The 22,695-nt window shown below is 38.0% G+C and carries 14 protein-coding genes; 5 read left to right on the top strand and 9 right to left on the bottom strand.

The window, feature by feature from the left end:
- Positions 1-20: 20 nt before the first annotated feature.
- The 9 genes from U9K52_RS07665 to U9K52_RS07705 form a co-directional block, all read right to left on the bottom strand.
- Positions 21-1,328: an O-antigen ligase family protein gene (locus U9K52_RS07665; RefSeq protein ID WP_322925841.1), complete on the bottom strand. Its 1,308-nt coding sequence runs from the start codon at positions 1,326-1,328 to the stop codon at positions 21-23.
- Between the two features lies 1 nt (position 1,329).
- Complete coding sequence (locus U9K52_RS07670) at positions 1,330-2,448, bottom strand: glycosyltransferase family 4 protein (RefSeq protein ID WP_322925842.1); 1,119 nt, start codon at positions 2,446-2,448, stop codon at positions 1,330-1,332.
- Complete coding sequence (locus U9K52_RS07675) at positions 2,439-3,665, bottom strand: lipopolysaccharide biosynthesis protein (protein WP_263603356.1); 1,227 nt, start codon at positions 3,663-3,665, stop codon at positions 2,439-2,441. The genes U9K52_RS07670 and U9K52_RS07675 overlap by 10 nt, the downstream gene beginning before the upstream one ends.
- Positions 3,662-5,809: a GumC family protein gene (locus U9K52_RS07680; RefSeq protein WP_322925843.1), complete on the bottom strand. Its 2,148-nt coding sequence runs from the start codon at positions 5,807-5,809 to the stop codon at positions 3,662-3,664. Before U9K52_RS07680 ends, U9K52_RS07675 begins: the two co-directional genes overlap by 4 nt.
- Positions 5,810-5,817: 8 nt before the next feature.
- Positions 5,818-6,549, bottom strand: coding sequence for a polysaccharide biosynthesis/export family protein (locus tag U9K52_RS07685; RefSeq protein ID WP_248392815.1), 732 nt, complete (start codon positions 6,547-6,549; stop codon positions 5,818-5,820).
- A 4-nt stretch (positions 6,550-6,553) separates the two neighbouring features.
- A complete protein-coding gene (locus U9K52_RS07690) occupies positions 6,554-6,991 on the bottom strand; it encodes a response regulator (protein ID WP_248392812.1) in 438 nt (145 codons plus the stop codon).
- A gap of 122 nt (positions 6,992-7,113) precedes the next feature.
- The gene (locus U9K52_RS07695) at positions 7,114-10,281 is read right to left on the bottom strand and encodes a response regulator (RefSeq protein WP_322925844.1); all 3,168 of its coding nucleotides are present in this window, start codon (positions 10,279-10,281) and stop codon (positions 7,114-7,116) included.
- Positions 10,271-11,425 (bottom strand): FIST signal transduction protein, encoded by a 1,155-nt coding sequence (locus U9K52_RS07700; protein WP_322925845.1) that lies wholly within the window; start codon positions 11,423-11,425, stop codon positions 10,271-10,273. Before U9K52_RS07700 ends, U9K52_RS07695 begins: the two co-directional genes overlap by 11 nt.
- A 1-nt stretch (position 11,426) precedes the next feature.
- On the bottom strand, positions 11,427-12,776 hold the full coding sequence (locus U9K52_RS07705) for a sigma-54 dependent transcriptional regulator (RefSeq protein ID WP_322925846.1): 1,350 nt from the start codon (positions 12,774-12,776) through the stop codon (positions 11,427-11,429).
- 248 nt (positions 12,777-13,024) lie between these two features.
- Here U9K52_RS07705 and U9K52_RS07710 point away from each other — a divergent pair, with 248 nt between their 5' ends.
- The 5 genes from U9K52_RS07710 to U9K52_RS07730 all read left to right on the top strand — a co-directional run bounded on the left by U9K52_RS07710 (position 13,025) and on the right by U9K52_RS07730 (position 22,650).
- Entirely contained in the window at positions 13,025-14,278 is a 1,254-nt protein-coding gene (locus tag U9K52_RS07710; RefSeq protein ID WP_322925847.1) for a glycoside hydrolase family 88 protein, read from the top strand.
- Positions 14,279-14,302: 24 nt separating this feature from the next.
- On the top strand, positions 14,303-15,208 hold the full coding sequence (locus U9K52_RS07715) for an alpha/beta hydrolase (RefSeq protein ID WP_322925848.1): 906 nt from the start codon (positions 14,303-14,305) through the stop codon (positions 15,206-15,208).
- An 88-nt stretch (positions 15,209-15,296) separates the two neighbouring features.
- Entirely contained in the window at positions 15,297-16,700 is a 1,404-nt protein-coding gene (locus U9K52_RS07720) for a glycoside hydrolase family 28 protein (RefSeq protein WP_322925849.1), read from the top strand.
- Position 16,701: 1 nt separating this feature from the next.
- Positions 16,702-20,265: a DUF4450 domain-containing protein gene (locus U9K52_RS07725; protein WP_322925850.1), complete on the top strand. Its 3,564-nt coding sequence runs from the start codon at positions 16,702-16,704 to the stop codon at positions 20,263-20,265.
- Between the two features lie 249 nt (positions 20,266-20,514).
- Complete coding sequence (locus U9K52_RS07730; protein ID WP_322925851.1) at positions 20,515-22,650, top strand: hypothetical protein; 2,136 nt, start codon at positions 20,515-20,517, stop codon at positions 22,648-22,650.
- The last annotated feature ends 45 nt before the right edge of the window (positions 22,651-22,695 follow it).

Raw genomic sequence — 22,695 nt, forward strand, 5'->3', positions numbered from 1 at the left:
TCCATATTCTGGAATAAAGTCTAATTTTTAAACTCGAATTGCCCCATCATATCCGGTCTTTTCTTTTGAAGAATTATTCTTTGTATTCTCGTAAGATGATTATTATTGCGGAATGCAATTGAGAAAATAATGATCTGATAAAATAATATTCCATAGTTACTTTCTCCGAAAATTCCGAATTCGGTGAACGAGTTGATGAGGATAGGTATCAGAATACCAATCAGCATAAGTTTTAGTTCCTTCTGTGCGGAAAGTATGGATTTAACGGTAAAAAATACCTGAAAAAGAACGATGGTAAAACCGATAAAACCGAGGTTCATCAGTACCTGCATAAAGGTATTGTGCGTCATTTTTCCGGGATAGGTATGAGCACTCTGAAAGAATTCTTTATAGTCAATCCTCATAAAACCGAAGCCCAGAAGAGGTTCCCTGGGCAACCCTTCTGTAATAAGGGCTTTCCAGAAAGGCAATCTTCCCGTAAGGCTCATCACTTCTTCCAGCCTGGACTGGTCTCCGCCTTTAAGAATGACCGTGTACACTGCAAATGGTGCTATTGCCAAAACCACTGCAATAATGCCCAGCTTCAGTCCTTTCCGTTTGGTTTGGTTAACATGAAAAAATATGATCAGCAGAACACCAATCAGCGAAGACCTTGAACCGGTCATATATAATGCATATAAAATGATCATAATTTTGATGATGGTCCAGGCTTTATTTTTAAACCTGTAAAGATCAAAAATAAGGCAGGCAGAGCCTACTCCGGCAAGCATTCCCAATTCGTTGGGGTTCATTAAAGTTCCCCCCAGACGGGCTTCTTCCCCTCCGTCTGTAAGACGGAAAAAAACGTCCGGATTCGTCCACATGCCGATCACAAAAACCAGCTGCAGTACAAAAACCGTATTTCCTAAAAGATGATACAGCCGTATTGAATGACCTTCAAAATAGACATCAAGTATCGCTAGGCTTTTCACAAAAAAATAAGCAAAAACAAAGCTTTGAAAAGTCATAAACCATTGCAAAGCACTAAATCCCGGATTGGTGCTCCAGGAAAACGAGATAAAGCCTAAGATAAGATAGGCAATATATAAAATCGGTGAAAATATATTTTTATATACTAATGAATTAACACTTCCGTAAGAAATAATTCTGTAATAAACGATTATAGATGAAATCATCACTCCCATTCTGCCGACAACTTTTATGGCTCTCGTAATGGCTACGTTTTCACTCCACGTAAAAAAACAAGCCACCATAAGCAGCAGAATAATAAAAAGCTGATTGTTGATCTTTTTGAGAAAGCGCTGATGTTCTGTAGTGGGTGTTTGCATTTCAGAAAGTGTATAATTTTCTGTTCATTTCATCAAGAATTGTATTCCAGTTAAAGGCTTGTTCTACCATTTTTAAGGCATTATTGCCCATCATCTGATATTCCTGTTTATTTTTTTGCCGTATGTTGCAGATTTTAATTAAAGCATCAGTAAGAAGTTTTGATTCAGGACAGGCTATGCAAATGCCTGCGTTATATTTTTCTATAAGATGCCCTACATTCGTATTTCTGGTTACAATACAAGGTTTGCCGAAAGCAGCCGCTTCAATTACAGAAACCGGAAGACCTTCATTTCTTGAAGGGTGCAGAAAAACATCCATTTTCCGGATAAGGTCATTTTTTTCTTCTCCAAATTTACTGCCCATCAGTTCTACTTCATTCTCAAGATTATTTTGTTTAATCTGCTGATGAAGCTTTTCTTTTTCCGCACCGTCTCCGATAAGCCACAGCCGGGATTCCGGATATTCTTTAGAAAATGCTGTGAAACTTTCAATCAAAAGATCAAGTCCTTTTGTGTACACATCAAGCCTACCTACGAAACCAAAAACAACAGGTCCATTTGCTGTAGCTGTATTACGATCTGAATTTATTTTTTCAAATCCGTAATTAATTAAAACCGTTTTATCAGTACGCTGAAGCGTTTGAAGGCCATCGATTTCGCTTTCTCCGATACAGTGAATTTTTTGGGCATCGATAATAACTTTTTTTTCAAACCACCTGAAGTACAGCTTTTTAACAAATTTGCTTTTCTTCATTGCAATTTCGTTATAGGAACCATGCGGCGTGATCACGTATCTGCGGTTATTTTTCTTTAAAAACCGGCTCAATGAGGAAAATACAGGAATCCATCCGCCATGAAAATGAAAGATCGTTTCCTGACGGCTTTTCAGAATTTCTTTTTTCAATCCTTCCGGAATGGAAAAGGGATTTTTCCTTCTTTTAAAAATTTTTGTAATAAATACTCTCGCAGGATAATTAATTTCTGTATTTTCCGAAATACCCCAAACTTCCACTTTCATCTTTTGCGAAGCCTGCTTGGAAGCAATGTTAAAAACAACTTTGTTCACCCCGTTCATTTTCTCGGGGTTCGCTTTTCCTAATATAAGATGTACTATGTCCATAGTGAAATCTTTTTTTTGTTGAGGAGAATTTTCCAGTAAGCAATCATCAGAATCTGATTCATGGCGAGTCCGCCCACGGCTCCGTACAATCCTCCGAATTGTAATAAAAAATGAAAGCTGAGAACAGAAAATAAAAAAGAAATACAATATCCGGTAAAAAATGCTTTATTCTGTTCAAGCACCCTGATGGAAATGCGGGTTGGGTAACTGTAAATAATCAAAAGATACAGTACCGAAATGAGCCTTACTACAAATCCGTACTGACGGTATTTTTCACCGCCAAGCAAAGCAATCAGCGGTTGGGAAAAAACGAAGAATAACCCAATGACGATTCCAAGGGCCGTCATCCACTGTACCATATTTTTAAACAGTGTTTTTCTTGCTGATTCCTGATCCTCATAGTACAGCTTTGCTGTTTTAGGAATATAATAATTCTCTACTGTCTGCAGGATAATATTGATGACTCCAAAAAACGACTGCACCAGTCGTAAAGCTCCCAACGCACTCGCCCCTAAATATATTCCGGCAGCCAGCGTAAAGAAATTCGATGAAAACCACTGTAAAAGGGATGCGCTTACGAACCATTTTCCCGCATTCCAGTGATACTTCCAGAGAGCGGAATTTTTAATGCTTAAATCCGAATTCCTTACGATATGGTAGATTCCCGGTATGGAAGCAATACCATTGACCCATCCAATGATCATCAAACTTTTACCGGGCGAAAGATTTTCCTGGATAGCGATTAGGGGAAAAACGAGGAGAAAAATACTGTCGATAATAAGTACAAGCTTAATCTTGTCTGTTATCAGCAACACTTTTCTCAGAAAATCCTGTAAAATATATGCTGATATAAAAATTATAATAGAAAAAATATGATGCTGAAAAATTGTCAAAACTGAAAACGGTAAAAATGCAGACGAAAATATCAGCAAGGCAAAAATCAATAGCAGCAGCAGTGCAGCCTGAAATACAAACCCCAGTGATTTTTTACCGAATTCTTTCGCCGCCAGAATCTGAAATGGCTGTACAATAAGCGCATTAGAAACTGCAACCAAAAGATAGGTTATCAAAAGAACGGATGAAAAAAATCCGAAACCCGAAATGCTTAATTTCCTGGCCAGAAGAAATGCCAGCAGAAAATTAGATCCGCTGAATATCATCTGGTCAGCCAAGACAAGAAAAGAATGTTTTTGTACGATTTTAAAAATATTTTTCATGATCTGAATTTTTTCAGCATCTTCATAATTGTGGTCATCAGGCTTGGGTTATATCCTTCTTTGTTTAGGACAAACCATAGATTATCAAGATGGTATTCATCTTTCAGGAGTTCTACATTCATGATATTTCGGGCGGCAGTTTTCCGGCTGTCCAGCAGAAAAATATTCTGATCGGCAAGTTTCAGGAACATCAAGGGAAGTTTTCCCTGTTTTATAGCCTGATTATTAATAATGCAGAGGTCTTTATCTTCCATATTCCGGCGGATGATCTCTTCCATTTCATGAGCAGTATGCTGAAGGTTTTCTTCCGCTGAACAATGGATATATTGACCTCCGATTGTATTTTTTAATGTTCCGGCAACATCAACTACCAATATATTTCTTGACTGAGCATTTAACGCCTTTATCATATGTTCTGCATGAAAAGCATGCTGAGAAGCATCGTCGTAAGAGGTAAGACAGATGACTTTTTTTTCTTTAAGAATACCTTTGAGATCCATCTCCAGGATATTTTCAAGGAAATGGTGCATTATCTGATTCTTATTCCTGATATAAGGCGTCGTAAAAGCAACAGGTACTGAACTGTTCTTTTCAATGGTGTAAATATCATTTACTTTAGCTTTGGCAAAATGAACAGCATAAATCAATATGATTGAACCGATCATTCCCACAACAGCGGCAACAATAATGATAATGGAGCGCATGGGAGACACCGGGTGTTCGGGAAGCTCTCCTCTGGTAATGATTTTATGGAAAGAAATTTTGGCAGATTTGGCAATTTCCGCATCTATCCTTTTTTCATTCAGGAAGTTATAATTTTTCTCATAAAGATTAAATTCCCTGTTCATTATGTTGAGTAGTTTTTCTTTTTCCGGCAGCCCTACAAAAGCCTGTTCGGCAACGTTGATATCTCGGTTCAGATCATTATACTTGATCTGGAGATTATTCTGTGTATTTTTAATGCTTTCGATCTGATAATCGGTAAGATCTTTTATTTTAGCATCAATGGTTTTCACTTTTTCATGTTCGGGAGTGTAGGTAAGAAGAAGTTCCTTTTTTTCAGCCTGCAGCTGTTTGATATTTTTGATCATTTCCGTTGAAAGAAGATCGTTGAAAGCCTCAAAATTCGTGGCCAGATCAGGAAAATTATCTTTTCCATTTTCTACATAGCTGTTAAGACTTTTGATGGCATCAAGATTCATTTTAATATTGCTTTTCTGAATTTTCAGCTGTGCAATTTTCCTGAGATCCGTTTCGGTTTCCTGCGGGATATTGATGATATTTTCCTTTTCCCTGTAATGTTCTATCCTGTTTTCGGCATCCGAAAGTTTGTTGTTGGCCTGTCCGATCTCACCTTTAAGAAAATCTACCGTGGTATTGGCAGCACGGTATTTATTTTCTATATAATCCTGAATATAAGTTTCAGCCAGCGTATTCACAAAGAGTGAAGCTTTTTCAGGCACATTACTTTTAAAATTGATCCTGATAACGGGAACATCTTTATCAACCGCAACAATATCCAGGTCTTTATTGATTTTATCTAAAAGTTTTTCCCTGCTCAGAAATTCAAACTCATACTGATCAATGATTTTTGCATCCCGTTTTCCCGAAAGATACTCTTCATTTTTTGAGATTATTATTTTCCCGCCTTTGATGTTTACCGGAATACTGAAAGTTCCTTTTATTTCTTTTGATGAATCCGGCACTAATAAAGTGTATTGATTTTGGGAAGTGACAACAAGCTGAAATTTTTTATCATCGTTTTTTTTATCATTAAAAGTTGCTTCTACCTTAATGGGAGAATCATTGAATAATTCTACGGAACGGACTTTCCCTTTTCGGTATATTTCCGTTGAAAAAGGTAATTTTCCGAGTGTTTTTTCAATTAATGATGTTGATTTCAGGACTTCAATTTCAGTGCTTATTTTATTGGGCGATGCAAAGACATCAAAATCTTTAAAAAGATTGGCACTGGGAACACCTTCCTGGGTGTCTGCCAATTTCAGTTTGGCAGTACTTTCGTACATCGGGGTAACGTAATTTAGGTATTTTTTTGCACCCAATACGGAAATCACCATCACGGCAATTACAATGGGAAGCCCTCTTAACAGAGGTTTTAAAAATCTTACATTCTCGTTGTTCATGGTAATCGTTATAACATTCCGAATAATATTGCCGCAGCAGATGTAACCGTAGCAAACGGGATAATGGTAGAAATTCGCTTATCGAAGTCTTTGCTTTTTTTGGAAGGAACAATAACGTAATCTCCAGGATGCAGTACAATATTCTGATTAGGAATATCCTTCATCTGAGTAAGATCTATATTGGTTACCCTCACATTTTCGCCTTCCTGTCTTAATATTTTGACTGATTTCAGATTGGCATACATTTCAAAACCTCCGGCTTTGGAGACCAGCTCCAGCAGAGTATTCTGATCTTTATCAACCTGGATTACCGCAGGATTACGGACTTCTCCCATCACTGAAATTTCCTTGTTGAGCACTTTTACATCAACAATGGGATTCACCAGCCATTTTTTAAGCTTGTTTTTTATTTCTTCTTTAAGTTCCGGAACGGATTTCCCGATCACCGGCGTAGTTCCCAGCCTCGGAATTTCAATATTTCCGCCGGCATCTACCAGAAGCCATTTTCCGTACACTTCATTGGAGTTATAGATTCCGTACACCGAGCCTACACTGAGATCATCCTGCCCCCACACCGACAAGGTAATTTTATCATCTTTCCTGATCCTGTACTGATAGGACGGATCAAAGCTGAAATCCTGCATATTCCGTGTGGCTTTTTCTTCTTCCAGAACGTTATACGTCTTGCACGAAAGCACCGACAGTAGGACAACTGCGTAAAAGAGTAATTTTTTCAACATGGCTTTAAAATAAAAATGAAAAAAACCTTCTGATTGTTTTAAATTTATTCTGGGCCATTTCCTGCCTGATGCTTACAATCTTTTCTATGGTCTCCTTCATTTTTTCGCAGACATCATTTCCTTTTACCAAATAATCGAAAGTACCGTATTTAAGCGTATCTACAGCGGTGTCAATACTTTGCTGTGCCGAAACCATAATTACATAAATATTCGGATCGTAGCGTTTTATTTTTTTCAGAACTTCAAAGCCGTTGAGATCCTCCATGTTGTGATCAAGGAAAATAATATCGGGTTTAAGATGAAGCGCATTTAGACATTCCGTGCCGTTGCTGAAGATGGTAATATCACTGTAATGGTGATTTTTTAAATACCGTTCATACATGCTTGAGCAGAATTGATCATCATCTACAATAAAAAGCTTCAGGTTGTGAGTGTTTTCCATTTTATAATTAATTTATAGAATAAGCTCCCCACAACCGTACCTTTTACATAAGTATATGATTTTCAATTATTTAAATTTAAATACATTTCCATAATATGGAATTTAATCCGGATTCCGGATCGTTACAGATGGTCTTCTTTCATCTGTTCAATTGCTTCGATAAGTATATTTTTGATTTTTTCAAATAAGGAATACATTTTAGAACTCTCCATGCTCTGCTCCTTTGCCGAAACTTCCAGTTCTCTCATTTCTTCAGATATAGATGCAATGCCAACCGCTTCCACACTCGGTCTGAGTTTATGCACAAGCCTGGCGATTTCTGTAAAGTTTTGGTTATTGAATGCAAGATCTATCATCGGAATCATTTCTTGCGTCTGAGTAATAAATAAAGTAATGATTTTCTTAATAAAAGCTTCGTCGCCCTGTCCCAGCTTTTGAATGCCTGTTAAATCATAAGGCACTGCTCTTGCCTTCACTGCATCTGATTGATTTTTTTGCCGCCCGATATGCTTCTCAATAATGTTGATCAGGCTTTCTTCCGCAAAAGGTTTGGTAATATAATCATCCATTCCGATGCTGATGCATTTGTCGATTTCACTTTTAAAAGCGTTGGCGGTAAGTGCAATAATCGGTGTTTTGACTCCCATATTTTCCCGTAAAATCTGGGTAGCCTCAATACCATCCATCTCGGGCATCTGAATGTCCATCAAAATAATATCAAATTGTTCTTTTTCAAGAAGTTCTACTGCTATTCTGCCATTATCTGCTTTTGTGACCAGACAGTTGTAATGTTTCAGCGAATTTTCGGCAACAAGCTGATTAAGCTCATTATCCTCAACCAAAACCACACGGATACCATCCAGAACAATATGCTGTTTTTCTGCTGAAACGTCCAGGTTTAACTTTTCATTTCCTTTATGAAGAACCAGCTGAATGGTAATGGAAGTTCCGACGTTTTTCTCACTTTTCACATCTATTTCTCCTTTCATCAGATGGATAAGCTCTTTAGTAATAGACATTCCCAATCCCGTGCCTCCATATTTTCTGGAAATAGAACTGTCTTCCTGGTTGAATTTTTTAAATATGCTTCTGACGTATTCTTCGCTCATCCCGATGCCAGTATCAGTAATAACGATTGAGAATGTCTGCTGATGAGGTAAATCCTGCAGCACTTTACAATCAACCGCAATTTTCCCTTGATTCGTAAACTTAAGGGCGTTACCGAGAATATTGTATAAAACCTGTTCTATTTTAGAAGGATCTCCCTTAAAAACAGGATAGAGCTTATCGGAAAATGAGGTGGTAAGCATCAGTCCTTTTTCCCGTGCTTTGGGTTTAAGGATCGTAATTACATTTTCAATACTTTCTTTTAATGAAAAGTTTTTATTCTCCAGCAGCATCTCACCGGATTCTATTTTTGAAATATCAAGAATATTGTTGATGATTGAAAGTAAATGCTGGGAAGCATTATAGCTGTAATCTAAAAATTCCTGTTGCGAACCACTTACTCCTGCTCTTTTCAGTTCACGAAGAAATCCGATAATGGCATTGAGCGGCGTTCTGATTTCATGGCTCATGTTAGCGAGAAAAACTTCTTTCGCTTTAGATGCTTCAAGCGCTTTGGCGCGCTGGAGTTTCAGTTCTTCTTCCAGTTTTTTCTGATCTGTGATATCCAGGTGAATTCCTACAGAACCGAGAAGATTTCCCTGGTCATCATAATTGGGCGCGCCGCTTATTGCCCACCACCTTATTTCTCCGCGTTTGTTCTTTACAGGAAGCTGATAAACACTAGAAACTCCCTTTTTTCTTAATTCGATCTGCTCTTCCAGGAATTTCATATTATTTTCTCCATAAAGGAAAAGCTGAGATGGATTTTTTCCTATCAATTCATCAGCTTCAAAACCCGATACGTCACAAAAGCTTTGATTGGCGTACTGAATCATCTGATTATTATCGACTTCAATAAGCCCCAGATTCATATTGGCAATAATATTGCGGTATTTTTCTTCCTGTCTTCTGAGATGATCTTCTGCCCTTTTTCTTTCAGAAATATCATTATACTTCCAGAGATGTCCCTGATAGCGGTCATTAATGAAAATGGGAATATAATCTCTTTCCAGAAACCTTCCGTTCTTCATTTCCAGAAGCTCGTTGGTTACAATTTTCTTCTCTTCAAGGATTTTATTGATTCTCTGAACAAAATATTCTTCATTTTTAAACAGCGTCTTAGATTCTTCCGCAGAATTTGTACAGTCCAGACCAATCATATCATCAGCAGAAACAGGTATATTAAACATATTGCAAAAAAGATCATTGGTGAAAATGATCTGACGCTTTTCGTCTTCCATTAATATCCCGGACTGTAAATTGGCCAATAGCTTTTTAAGCATTTCCACAGTTCGGGAAAGGTTTCTTTCCAATACGAGCCGTTCTCTCACATTGACAAGAACCTGGGTAAATATGGTGAGCAGGTTTTTTTCCGTATCTGATAGGTTGTGATAATCTTTCACAAAATCAAAACCGACAAAACCTAAACATTCATTCTGCATCATGGCCGGAATAACGAAAAGACTTTTGATATCCTGCGCCTGCAAAATTTCTTTAATTTCGCTTTCGGGAAGTTCATCAACATCGGGATAATAAATACTTCCTCCTTTTTTGTTGATTTCTACCCAATCGCCCATCATTTCAAGAGGAATATCCTGAAGGTTGTCTATTTGCGGAGTAATTCCTTCATTGCAGTATTCATAAACATTTGAACAAGTTTTTTCAGCGAAATCATATCTGAAAATATATGCACGGTCTGCATGTACAAATTCAGACATTTCTTTAAGGGATTTATTAACACTTTGAGATACTTTTTCAATGGGAATATTGATATATTCTGAAGATATATCCATTAAAAGATTCTGAAATTCAAGCTGTTTATTTAGCTGTTCCTGTAAGAATATTCTCTTTTTAAGCTGCTCGGAAACATAAGATGACAGCTCTGTAAGATCTTCGGAACCCTGATTTTCAACAGAAGAGTCCAGCATTTTAATAACTTCATAGAGATTTGAAATTGACTTTTGCTTGAGAATATTTTCATTTTTGAGGCTTTCATTGATCTCATTATACTCTTCTTCACTTTGCTTAAAAACATGGTCCATAAGATCTTTATCCCGCTCAAAAGATTTATACGATTCATTGACTGCATTGATAAAGCCTTTAAACTGAGGATGATTTTTGCAGTCTTCCGTAAGGTATTTATCAATCTGCCTTCTTAATAGCTTATGAAATTCAATTTCCATTTTGTGTAATTTCGTTAATGGTAGTAATGGTAATGGTCTGGTTATGTAAAACACCGTTATCAAAAGGTCGCAGCGGTGATATTTCGCCGTAAGAATAAAACCCGGAAATTAAAGTATCCGGACCTAAAACATCCTTTACCATATCAACTTCTTCTGCAGTACGGTCTCCCAAAACGAGTTTTCTGCCCACACAGCTAATGATAATTGCCATTTTAGGATTTTGGCGGCATATTTCAAGACATTGGTTGGCTGCCTCATGAGCTGCGTCAACCAGCCGGTCTATATTGGCCTTCATGAACCTCACTTTGCTGCCTTCCGGAAGATCTCCTGCAAATACCATCGTGTTGTCATTTTCATTTACCGATAAAATAGTTCTCACCACAGGATATGAATGATCGCCTGAAGTAAGGGACAGCGGAAAAAGTAAAGCTGATCCCGGTAGATCCTGGGCATATTTCCCAAGATATTTTTTGTACAACTCGAGAGCATTTTTTCCGTCGATTTCATAAAGAATATTATGCCGGGACTTTGTAACTGTTTTTTCGAGTCCGAAGCTTTCCCATCCCCCTAATGAAGAATGAGACAATACCAAATTGTTGCCGTAAAATCCTATGGCCACAATCTTATTGGGTTCTGCCATAGCATTTAACCCTACTACCGTTTTTTCAAAATGATCACCGTCGCCCGCCAGACCTCCCGTAATTAAAACATTTTCAGGACGTCCGGAATTGAGACCTTCAACAAGCTGACTTCCGTTGACACTGCTTCCGTCCGACAAAATGAAGACCCATTTGAGATCTTTTTTGGGAAGCTTGTCCATAAGCACTTTTCCGGCCTGATAGCTATCCGGGAAATTGGTAATATCAATCTGGGAGGTTTTCAGCCAGGCTGTCTCAAACTTGAGTATGGTTACTGCTACGGTATCATCGTAAACATCATTGTCGTAAATTTCGCCAGAAGATGAGGACAGAACGATCTCCGCGTTGGGAAATTTTTCTTTTATAAGCATAAAAAAAGAGGCATCTTCAATAATGTTTCTTGCTCCGTAAGCCAATACAAGCTGAGCATTTTCGTAGTTAAGGTTTTCATCATTCCTTTCAAGCTTCCATTCTCTGTTCTTATAAAGTAGTTCGGCAACTTTCATGTTATTCTGTTCTTTTATTTTCAGTCTGGCTTAGTAAATTGTATATCGTTGATTTCCCGATATCCAGCATTTTGGCTGTTTTAATAACATCATTATTATTTTTTTTCAGAAAATGGAAGATAATATCGGTGGTGTATTCTTTCAGTGTTTTCCGGCCGTTAAGGAAGTTCTCCGATTTTTTTTCAAGGTTATAAAAAGTAATATCTTCTGCCATAATCTCCCCGTTATCCGCCATTACACATGCCAGATCAATAACCGATTTCAGCTCTCTTACGTTTCCCGGAAAACTGTATGACAAAAGTTTTTTTTTAGCCTCATCCGACAAAGCTAAAGGTTTGCTTTTATTTTCCTTTGCAAATAATTCGATAAAATGTCTTGCGAGAATTAAGGCATCCTGTTCTCTTTCGCGAAGCGGCGGAAGCTCAATCGGAAGTCCGATAATCCGGTAATACAAATCTTCCCTGAAAGTACCTTTCTTAACTTCATTAGCAAGATCTTTATGTGTTGCCGTAATAACACGTACATCAAGGTTTATTTTCTGGGTTCCGCCGACTCTGGTAATCTCTCTTTCCTGAAGCGCACGAAGCAGTTTACTCTGGATATTGAGATCAAGCTCTGCAATCTCGTCCAGAAAAATAGTTCCGCCGTTAGCCTGCTCAAATTTTCCTAACGCTCTTTCTGTTGCACCTGTAAATGAACCTTTTTCATGCCCGAAAAACTCGCTCTCGACAAGCTCCTTTGGGATCGCAGCCATATTCACCGCTATAAACGGCTTGTTTTTTCTGGGAGAATTGTAATGAATTGCTTTAGCCACAACTTCCTTCCCTGTACCGGTTTCGCCGGTTATCGAAACGTTGATATTGGATTGTAATGCTTTGTTGATTTTTGAAAATATTCTTTTCACAGATTCGCTCTGGCCGATAATGGTTTTTTCAAAGGCATATTTGGTTCCGAGCTCATCCTTCAGATCTTTAACCTCCTGTTTTAGGGAAATATTTTCTTTAAGCCTGATGATTGAATTCCAGAGCAGTTCTTTTGTATGCTCGTTTTTTACAATATAATCTCTCGCACCGAGTTTTAAAAAATTAACGGCTACCTCAATATTTTCCTGTCCGCTGATGACGATAATCGGAAGATCGGGGTATAAATTCTTAATTTGGGTAAACAGTTCGTCTCCCTGCAGATCAGGTAATCCGAAATCAATACAGATAATATCAGGAGCCTGGTAAAGTGCAGAAAGACATTCTTTTCCGGTGTTGCAGATATGAACATTATAATCGGGATTCAGCTGCAGGTAATATTTAAGCATTTCCGCGAAGAAAGGATCATCATCAACTAAAAAGATTTTCATTATTGTGGTTGGTTTTAGTTTTTATTCTATTACTAATTTAAAAACTTTTCATCAGATTAAGAATAATTTTCAATAAAATAATACGAATATGAAAATGATAAATAATTATTATCATTAGTTTATAAAATTACATCTGAATTATTACCAAAATGAAAGCAATCAGATTAGTAAATTCAAATGAAATCCAGACAGTGCAGGACAATATTTACCGGCGTTTGTCTTAGATTGCAATTATTAATATTTTGAAAATGAAGTTCATCAATGATAAAATAAAAATCCTGGTCTTCACAATTCTTCATACAGGAATAATGCAGACATCAGCTCAGCCTGCAATTCACAACAAAGCTGAAACGGCAAAAGCACAATCCGGCAATGTTGTGCCCACAAATCTGAAATGGTCAGAAAGAATGCTGCTTTCCGAAATGCATCGGTTTCCGGAATCCTGGATGCTTGATTTCAGTAAAAGTCCGAAATGGACTTACCCTTCAGCTATTGTACTGGACGGTGCCGAGCAGCTTTATACAAAGACTGGCAAAAAGGAATATTACGATTACATCAGGGGTTTCGGAGAAAAACTCATAAAAGAGGACGGTACAATTCTCACGTACGAACTGGAAAAATACAATATCGATCTTCTCAATAGCGGAAACGTATTGCTTTATCTTTATGAAAAAGAGAAAAAAGGAAAATACCTTAAGGCACTTCAAACTCTTCGTTTACAAATCACCGGCCAGCCAAGGACTAATGAAGGTTCTTTCTGGCATAAAAAAATATATCCGTATCAGGTCTGGCTGGACGGGCTTTATATGGGAATGCCTTTCTACGCTCATTACACAAAAGATTTCTCAAAAGGAAATGATGCCGCAAAAGCGTATGATGACATTATTTTCCAGTTTGATTCTGTTCAGAAAAATCTTTTAGACAAAAAAACAGGACTGCTGTATCATGCCTGGGACGAGAGTAAAAAGGAAGCCTGGGCTGATAAAGAGTCCGGATTATCACCTAATTTCTGGGGCAGAGCGATGGGCTGGTACGGAATGGCTATGGTAGATGTTCTGGATTATTTACCCCAAAATCATCCCGGCAGAGCGAGATTAATTTCTTATATTAAATCTTTTTCAGACGCTATCATCAAAGTTCAGGACAAAAATTCCGGACTTTGGTATCAGGTTTTGGATAAACCTTTGGAAAATGGGAATTATGAAGAAGCAACTGCATCTGCAATGTTTGTCTATACAATGATAAAAGCCGTCAACAAAGGATATCTTCCCCAATCTTATAAAGTGTACGCTAAAAAAGGCTATCATGGAATTATTAAAAATTTAATCACAGTTGATGAAAACGGCGTTGTTAATCTCAACAAATGCTGTGCGGTTGCCGGTTTAGGAGGAAAGCCATACAGAGATGGTTCTTACGAATATTATGTGAATGAAAAGATCCGTTCTAACGATGCCAAAGGAACCGGACCATTTATACTCGCCAGTATAGAGTTTGAAAAATAAGATCATCAATAAATTGGACTTATAATGAAAAAACTGTTATTGTTTCTGTGTTTTCTAATGGTAAACTTAACCATTGCACAGGAGAAAATCATTTTGTGGCCAAAAGGCCAGATGCCAAACTCCAAAGGATTACAGTTAAAAACTGAAGAAAAGGACGGACGAATTATACAGATAAAAGAACCCGAATTATTTGCCTTTCTGCCTCCAAAAGAAGAAAGAAAACCAATGGCGGTCATTGTGATTCCCGGAGGAGGTTATTACAAACTGACGTATGATCTTGGAGGTTACCAGATTGCAAAATGGTTCAACACCTTAGGAATTTCTGCTTTTGTCCTGAATTACAGATTACCGATTTCTCCTGATGTAAAACAGCGGGAGATTGCTCCGTTGCAGGATATTCAGGCGGCGATAAAATACATAAGAAAAAATGCAGAACAATACGGAATTTCACCGGAGCAGATCGGTGTGATCGGAACTTCAGCCGGCGGACATCTGGCCGCATCTGTAAGTAATATCGCTACGGATTACACAGAACTGAAGGACAGCTGGACCTCCATTTCCACCATTCCCAATTTTGCAATTTTAATTTCTCCCGTTATCGATTTGGGAGAATTTGCGCACGTGGGAAGTCGCAAGAGCTTGTTGGGTGAAAATGCTTCTCCGGAAAAAATCAGCGAATATTCTATGCAAAACAGAGTGACCGAAAAAACACCGCCCACCATTCTCTTTCACGCGCAAAATGATAAGACAGTTCCGGTGATGAACAGCCTTCTTTATTATCAGGCAATGACAAAAAACAAGGTGAAAGGTTCATTATTTATTTTCCTGGAAGGCGAACATAAAATCGGAATCACAAACAAATCAGAATTAACCGATAACTGGAAGAAACTTTGTTCCGATTGGCTGAAAACATTATTTCCGAACAAATAATTTTTCTTACCGACAGTGCAGGACAATCAATTCTTATATTTATTTTAGATTGCAATACATAAAACCATTCTACATTTCCCTGATTCTTATGAAAAAATATATTCTGTTTCTTCTTTTTTTAGTTCTTTCCGGTACAGTTTCGGCTCAATATAAACCCTGGGCTTCCGCAAAACAGCCTTTAAAGGAAATCAAAGCTTTAAAAAAGCAAATCAAAAAACCTGAATTCAGAAAAGCGGATTATCTGATTACCGATTTCGGCGCAGTTGGCGACGGAAAAACAAAAAATACGGAAGCGTTCAAAAAAGCGATTGAAAAATGTAATGCTGAAGGCGGCGGAAGAGTTGTCGTTCCAAAAGGTATATTTTTAACGGGAGCTATTTATTTAAAAAGTAACGTCGAACTTCATTTAAATGATGATTCTACGATTTTATTCAGCCAGGACAGCAATGACTACCCTATCGTTTTCACGCGTTGGGAAGGAATGGAATGTATGAATTATTCATCTTTAATTTATGCTTACGAAGAGAAAAACATCGCCGTAACCGGAAAAGGAACATTGGACGGAAATGCAGATAATGACAACTGGTGGTTCTGGTGCGGTGCGACAAAATATGGTTACAATGAAACCCGTCCGGGAAGACAAAATCCGGCAAGAGCGAAACTTCACGAATATATGGCGCAGAGAAAACCTGCGAGAGAAAGAATTTTCGGGGATGGATGGTATTTGAGACCCAATTTCGTTCAGCCTTACAAGTCCAAGAACTTCTATATGGCAGATGTTTTGGTTAAAAATTCTCCGATGTGGAATCTGAATCCTGTGCTTTGTGAAAATGTTTTAATTGAAAGAGTAAAAGTCATCAGTCACGGGCCTAACAACGATGGATTCGATCCTGAAGCCTGTAAAAATGTATGGATCAAAGATTCCTATTTTGATACCGGGGATGACTGTATCGCCATCAAATCCGGAAGAGACGAGGACGGAAGAGACATCGGAAAACCTGCCGAAAACCATATCGTCGAAAACTGTGAAATGAAAGACGGTCACGGCGGAGTCGTTATCGGAAGCGAAATTGCTGGTGGAGCGAAAAATATTTATGCCGTTGGAAATGTAATGGATAGCAAAAACCTTGACAGAGCTTTGAGAATTAAAACCAGTTCAAGCCGTGGCGGAATTATCGAAAACGTATTTTTCTACAACACAAAAGTGGGCGCTTATAAAGAAGCGGCAGTGCGTTTCAATATGCATTATGAAAAGCCTGGAAATCACATTCCGACCATCAGAAATATCTGGGTCGAGAATCTAACTGTTGAAAAAGGCGGAAAATATGCCGTATTTTCTGATGCTTACGAATCTTCTCCTGTAACCGATTTCACGATGATTAATACTAAAATGGTCGGTGTTCAGATTCCGTACAAAGTAGATTATATGAAAAACGTGACCTTAAAAAATGTAACTGTAAACGGAAAGCCTTTAACCGAGTTAAAACCCTAAAATGCGTAGAAAGACCATTGTCGCCGGACTGATTGCTTTATCATCAATTTCACACTCTTTTGCCCAATCGAAACATTGGCAGAACAACGAGCGTGAATTGCATTACAAAGAAGACAAAGGCGACTTTTTACTGGTTAACGGGAAATACCGTTTCAACCGTGCGTTGTACGGAGACAACCGTGCATCAAGAGTCGAAGCGGGAGACTTGCCGGAATTTGCATTGTATTTTCCCGGAATGGGCGGAAACCTTCAATTCGTTATTCAGAAAGGAAATTCAATCAAGAAATTAATTCAGGCTGATAAAATTGGAACCCGTTATCGTCCGGGTTCTATGTTATATGAAATCAAAGACCCGATTCTTGGAACCGGAACTTTGAAATTAACAGTTTTAGCGCAGGCTAAAGAAGAAGGTTTGGTTGTAAAAATGGAAACTGAAAACATAGATTCTTCAACAAAAATCTATGCGGTTTACGGCGGAGCAAGCGGAACGACTTTCAGCAGAAACGGCGACATCGGCGCAGACCCGGAATCCGGATTTTACCTGTTACCTGAATATTGCCTGAACAATCAGTTTCAGATTAATAACAATCAGTTTCAGCTCAATTATTTAAATAAGAAAAAGGAAATTCAGATCGTCAGCGGAAGTTTTTCGAATGTCAGTTCCTTACAGCAAACCGATGCGACAACTTTAGAAAAATTGGGTGAGTTTACTCAAAATAAGACAGACAAATCACCGATTGTTTACGCTTCGTATTCTTCGCAAAAACAACTGATTTACATTCAGGTTGCAAAAGGAAAATCAGCTAAAAAATTTTCTGACGAAGAATTGAAAAGCATATTTAATGAAGCTGAAAAAGCTCGTTTAACATTAACGAATCGAATTCAGTTAAAAACTCCGGATGCAGATTTGAATAATTTCGGAGCCAATTTAGCGGTTGCCGCAGACGGAATTTGGGAAAGTCCGACTTTCCTTCACGGCGCTGTTGCCTGGAGAATGCGGTTAAATGCCTGGAGAGGAGCTTACACGGCCGATGCTTTGAGCTGGCACGACCGGGCGAAAGAACATTTTGAAAGTTATGCCAATTCGCAGGTTTTGAAACCCGATTCTGCGCCTGTGGAAATGGATACGATGCGCCATCTAGCCCGTCACGAGGAGAAAATGGGAACTTCCGTTTTTTCAAGCGGATATATTTCCAGAAATCCTAATGACAATACAAAACCGCATCATTACGATATGAATCTGGTGTTTTTTGACCAGATGTTTTCGCATTTCAATTACACGGGAGACAAAGAATTTCTGAAAAAAATGTGGCCAACGATGGTTCGACATATGGATTGGGAAAAAAGAAACTTCAAGCGTGGCGATTTGTATGATGCGTATGCGGCAATTTGGGCGAGTGATGCCCTGCAATATTCGGGTGGAAAAGTGACGCACACTTCGGCGTATAACTACAGAGCCAACCGTGAAATGGCGAAACTGGCAAAAATTATTGGTGAAGATTCTACACCTTATGAAAAAGAAGCTGATGCGATTTTAAAGGCAATGAGAAATGAACTTTGGATTAAAAACAAAGGTTATTTTGCTGAATTTAAAGATGCTTTAGGCAATCAAATCGTTCACGATAAACCGGGAATATGGTCGATTTACCACGTTTCCGATGCCTATATTCTGAATGAATTTGAGGATTATCAGAACTTACAATACATCAACAATCACACACCGAAAATTCCGATTACGGTAAAAGGTGCGGACAATAAAGATTATTTTACGTTGGCGACGACCAACTGGCAACCTTACGATTGGTCGATTAACAATGTTGCTTTGGCGGAAAATCTACAAACCGCTTTGGCGTATTGGCAGGCCGGAAGAAATGCTGAGGCGTACCAACTTTGGAAAGGAAATCTGATGGAGTCGATGTATTACGGCATCAGCCCGGGGAATTTTGAACAGCTTTCTCATTATGATGCGTTTCGTGGTGAATTGTACAGAGATTTTGCTGACCCGATTGGTGTGGCGTCCAGAACTTTGACGGAAGGACTTTTTGGCGTTCATCCGAATTTGTTGGAAAATAAAATCAGCATCAAACCTGGTTTTCCGAAAGACTGGAATTCTGCCGAACTGAAACTTCCGGATTGGGAGTATCAGTTTAAAAGAAATTCGAAAACGACGGAGTATATATTCAAATCAAAATACCAGAATCCTATAGCGTTGGAAATGCAGATTCCTGTGAATTATTCCAATATCAAATCGGTGAAAGTGAATGGTAAAAATGTGGATTGGAAAGTAAAATCGAATTCTATTTTACAGCCAATTATTCAGTTTGAAACTCCCAAAGCGAAAGATTTTAAAATTGAAATCAATTATTCGGGAGAAGAAATTAAAAACGAACAGACCGATTATATCACTTATATTTCTGAAAGTCTTCAGCTAAATTTTGATTCAAAAAAGAAAATTAAAGATGTTCTTGACCCTCAGGAATTGATTAAATCCAGAAATGGAAGTCAATTTAATTTGATTCAGGAAGAAAGAAAAGGAACTTTTTTCGTTCAAGTTGAGCAAAACGGAACAATTTGGTGGCAACCTGTGAATGTAGATATTCGTTTTCCGTTGGAGACAAAATGGGTGAATAAAAAACTTCAGATTGAGTCAAAATCTGCAAATTCAATTAATGGAAAACTGAGCACTAATGGTTTAAATAAAACATTTAGCACTCAAAAAAATCAAAATTCATCGATTGAAATTCCTGTAAATTATTTAAGCAAAGGAACCAATTCTATCGAGCTTGAATACAACGGAATCAAACAAAATATTGAAATCACGGATTGGGAAGTAGAAAACCAAGGTCAGTTTAACAACATTTCATTAGCTTCAAAATACAATGAAAAAGTAACAGAGATTTTCAATCAAAAGTATCTTTCGCCGAGGTTAGAATTCCCTACTCTACAACTTCCGTGGCAGGGAATCGGAAACTGGTGTTATCCATTGATTACTGCTCAAATTGATGATTCTGGGTTGATGAATAAAAGAAAAAATAACAAAGTTGATTTCCTTGGAATTCCTTTTTTAATTGATAAATCAGATAAAAATATTGCATTTGCAAGTCAGTGGGATAATTACCCGGATTCGATTGAAATTCCGGTTTCAGGAAAAGGCAAAAAAATCTATTTCCTGATGGCCGGCTCTACCAATCCGATGCAGTCGCAGATTGTGAATGGAACAATTACCGTTCAATACGTTGATGGTTCAACTTCGGAATTAGAATTGAAAAATCCGATGAACTGGTGGCCGATTGAGCAGGATTTGTTTGATGATAATTTTGCGTTTGAAATTCCGGATGATAAAATTCCGTATCGTGTAAAATTGAAAACGGGGGAATTATATAAAGGCGGAACATTGAGTAAATATTCGAGTATCAAAGGTTTTACGGACCGGCAGGTTGATGGCGGCTCTGCAACGATTTTGGATTTGCCGATTGCCCCGAATAAAGAATTAAAATCTGTGAAACTAACAGCTGTGAGCAATGATGTGATGATTGGAATGATGAGTGCGACGGTTTTAAAATAATTAATGCCACGAATTAACGAATTAATGTTTAATAAAAAATAAGATAGCGTTCCTATGGAACGCCCTAAAATTTGAAAAATAATAAATCTACACATATAATATTCCTAAAGGAATATAAAGAAGAATAAAAGATGTTCCAGCGGAACATTATCTGTGTAGAAAAAACAAGTTTGGATGTCTTGCGCTCCGTAGGAGCGCTATCTTAACACATTGCAATGCAAATAATAAAAAATAAATCTAATCCATAAAATGAAAAAAATTGCAATATATCTGAGTCTTTTCTGCATCGGATTTTCGTCCCTGAATGCCCAGAAAATCGACCGTAAGAAGGTTGTTCAACGACATAATGTGGTGAACACTAAAGCAGATACATTATCAACTTTAACGGTTGGGAACGGGAAATTTGCCTACACCGTTGACATTACCGGAATGCAGTCATTCCCTGAATACTACAAAAACGGTGTTTCATTGGGAACGCAGTCAGAATGGGGCTGGAACAGTTTTCCGAATACTGAAAATTATACGTTTGAGGAAACTTTAAAACCTTACGATTTCAATAATGACGGTAGAAAAGCTTTGTACAGTGTTCAACTGAAAGAACCCGAACGCAACAGAAAAGCGGTGGAATATTTCAGGGTCAATCAACATCGTTTGCAGTTGGGAAATATAGGTCTTGAGCTGCTTAAAAAAGACGGCCAAAAAGCTCAGGTTTCAGATTTGCAGAATATCAATCAGAAAATTGATTTATGGACGGGAATTATTACGAGTGAATTTACTTTGGAAGGAACTCCTGTAAAAGTGTGGACGGCTTCTTTCCAAAATTCAGATAAAATCGGGGTGAAAATTGAATCTGATTTGATTAGTCAGAAAAGATTAAAGGTTTTCGCTAAATATCCTTATCCGAGCGGACAGTTTTTAGATGAAGCGGCTTTTTATGGAAACGCAGATAAACATTCAACAAAAATCATTTCATCAAACTCAACGCAGGGATTGATTGAACATAAATTACAAACTGCAGATTATTTTACGCAATTATATTTCACCGATGGAAAATTAAGTGAAGCCGGAAAACATCATTTTGTTTACGAACCTTCTTCAAAAAACAAAACTCTTGAATTGACAGTTGAGTTTTCAGATAAAAATCAAAAGACTACAAAAAGTTTATTTACGGATGCTGAAAAAGAAAGTATTTCCGGCTGGAAAAACTTTTGGGAAAGCGGTGCTGCTGTTGATTTTGAAGGAAGTACGGATAAAAGAGCCAATGAATTAGAGCGAAGAATTGTTTTGTCTGAATATCTAACGAAAGTTCAGTGTGGAGGAAGCAATCCGCCGCAGGAAACAGGTTTGACCTTCAACAGCTGGTACGGAAAGCCACACACCGAAATGCACTGGTGGCACGGCGTTCATTTCGCTTTGTGGGGAAGATCTGAAATTTTGGAAAAGCAACTGGATTATTATTTCAGGTCATTTGACAAAGCTAAAAAGCTAGCGGAAAGACAAGGCTATAAAGGCGTTCGTTGGATTAAAATGTCGGATAATGACGGCAATGAAAGTCCGTCTTCTGTGGCTGCATTTTTGATCTGGGAACAACCGCATTTGATTTATATGACCGAGCTTTTATATCGTGATAAAAAGGATAAAAAAGTATTAGAAAAATATAAAGACCTGGTTTTTGCAACGGCTGAGTTTATGGCTGATTTTGCGACTTTCGACAAAGAAAAAAACCGTTATAATCTCGGAAAAGGTGTGATTCCGGCACAGGAAGTTTTCCCTGCAAAAGATACTTATAATCCGACTTACGAAGTCGCTTATTGGGATTGGGCGCTGAAAGTTGCTCAGCAATGGAAAGAAAGACTGGGTGAATCAAGAAATAAAAAATGGGATGACGTGATTACCAAACTGGCTCCGCTTCCGGTGCAGGACGGCGTTTATTTGTCAACAGAATCGGCGAAAGATTCTTTCACTTTTCCAAAATGGATGACCGACCACCCTTCAGTTTTGGGAGCATTAGGAATGGTTCCGGAATCTCTGAAACTGGATAAAAAGATTATGAAAAATACTTTGGATACCGTTTGGGAAAGATGGAACTGGGCTCATACCTGGGGTTGGGATTTCCCGATGACGGCGATGAATGCTGCAAGGCTTGGACTTCCGAATAAGGCTCTGGATGCGCTTTTTATGGATATTCAGACCAATACTTATTTAAAAAACGGGCATAATTTCCAGGATGGACGTTTGAGAATTTATCTTCCCGGAAACGGCGGAACTTTAACAGCCGTTGCGATGATGCTGGAAGGTTGGGACAGTTCAACAGGACAATTTCCAGGTTTCCCGAAAGACGGCAGCTGGAAAATAAAAACGGAAGGGTTTAAAAAGATGCCTTAAAAATTTCACATTCATATAGTTGAAGTCTGTCCTTTTATAGGGCAG

It is taken from the genome of Chryseobacterium sp. MHB01, assembly GCF_034651565.1.
Lineage (GTDB): Bacteria > Bacteroidota > Bacteroidia > Flavobacteriales > Weeksellaceae > Chryseobacterium > Chryseobacterium nepalense.

What these genes read in the sequence shown, in the direction of transcription:
- U9K52_RS07730 (WP_322925851.1), top strand. Translation starts at nt 20,515, where the DNA reads ATGAAAAAAATTGCAATATATCTGAGTCTTTTCTGCATCGGATTTTCG.
- U9K52_RS07715 (WP_322925848.1), top strand. Translation starts at nt 14,303, where the DNA reads ATGAAAAAACTGTTATTGTTTCTGTGTTTTCTAATGGTAAACTTAACC.
- U9K52_RS07680 (WP_322925843.1), bottom strand. Translation starts at nt 5,809, where the DNA reads ATGAACAACGAGAATGTAAGATTTTTAAAACCTCTGTTAAGAGGGCTT.
- U9K52_RS07710 (WP_322925847.1), top strand. Translation starts at nt 13,025, where the DNA reads ATGAAGTTCATCAATGATAAAATAAAAATCCTGGTCTTCACAATTCTT.
- U9K52_RS07700 (WP_322925845.1), bottom strand. Translation starts at nt 11,425, where the DNA reads ATGAAAGTTGCCGAACTACTTTATAAGAACAGAGAATGGAAGCTTGAA.
- U9K52_RS07695 (WP_322925844.1), bottom strand. Translation starts at nt 10,281, where the DNA reads ATGGAAATTGAATTTCATAAGCTATTAAGAAGGCAGATTGATAAATAC.
- U9K52_RS07725 (WP_322925850.1), top strand. Translation starts at nt 16,702, where the DNA reads ATGCGTAGAAAGACCATTGTCGCCGGACTGATTGCTTTATCATCAATT.
- U9K52_RS07670 (WP_322925842.1), bottom strand. Translation starts at nt 2,448, where the DNA reads ATGGACATAGTACATCTTATATTAGGAAAAGCGAACCCCGAGAAAATG.
- U9K52_RS07720 (WP_322925849.1), top strand. Translation starts at nt 15,297, where the DNA reads ATGAAAAAATATATTCTGTTTCTTCTTTTTTTAGTTCTTTCCGGTACA.
- U9K52_RS07690 (WP_248392812.1), bottom strand. Translation starts at nt 6,991, where the DNA reads ATGGAAAACACTCACAACCTGAAGCTTTTTATTGTAGATGATGATCAA.
- U9K52_RS07705 (WP_322925846.1), bottom strand. Translation starts at nt 12,776, where the DNA reads ATGAAAATCTTTTTAGTTGATGATGATCCTTTCTTCGCGGAAATGCTT.
- U9K52_RS07675 (WP_263603356.1), bottom strand. Translation starts at nt 3,665, where the DNA reads ATGAAAAATATTTTTAAAATCGTACAAAAACATTCTTTTCTTGTCTTG.
- U9K52_RS07685 (WP_248392815.1), bottom strand. Translation starts at nt 6,549, where the DNA reads ATGTTGAAAAAATTACTCTTTTACGCAGTTGTCCTACTGTCGGTGCTT.
- U9K52_RS07665 (WP_322925841.1), bottom strand. Translation starts at nt 1,328, where the DNA reads ATGCAAACACCCACTACAGAACATCAGCGCTTTCTCAAAAAGATCAAC.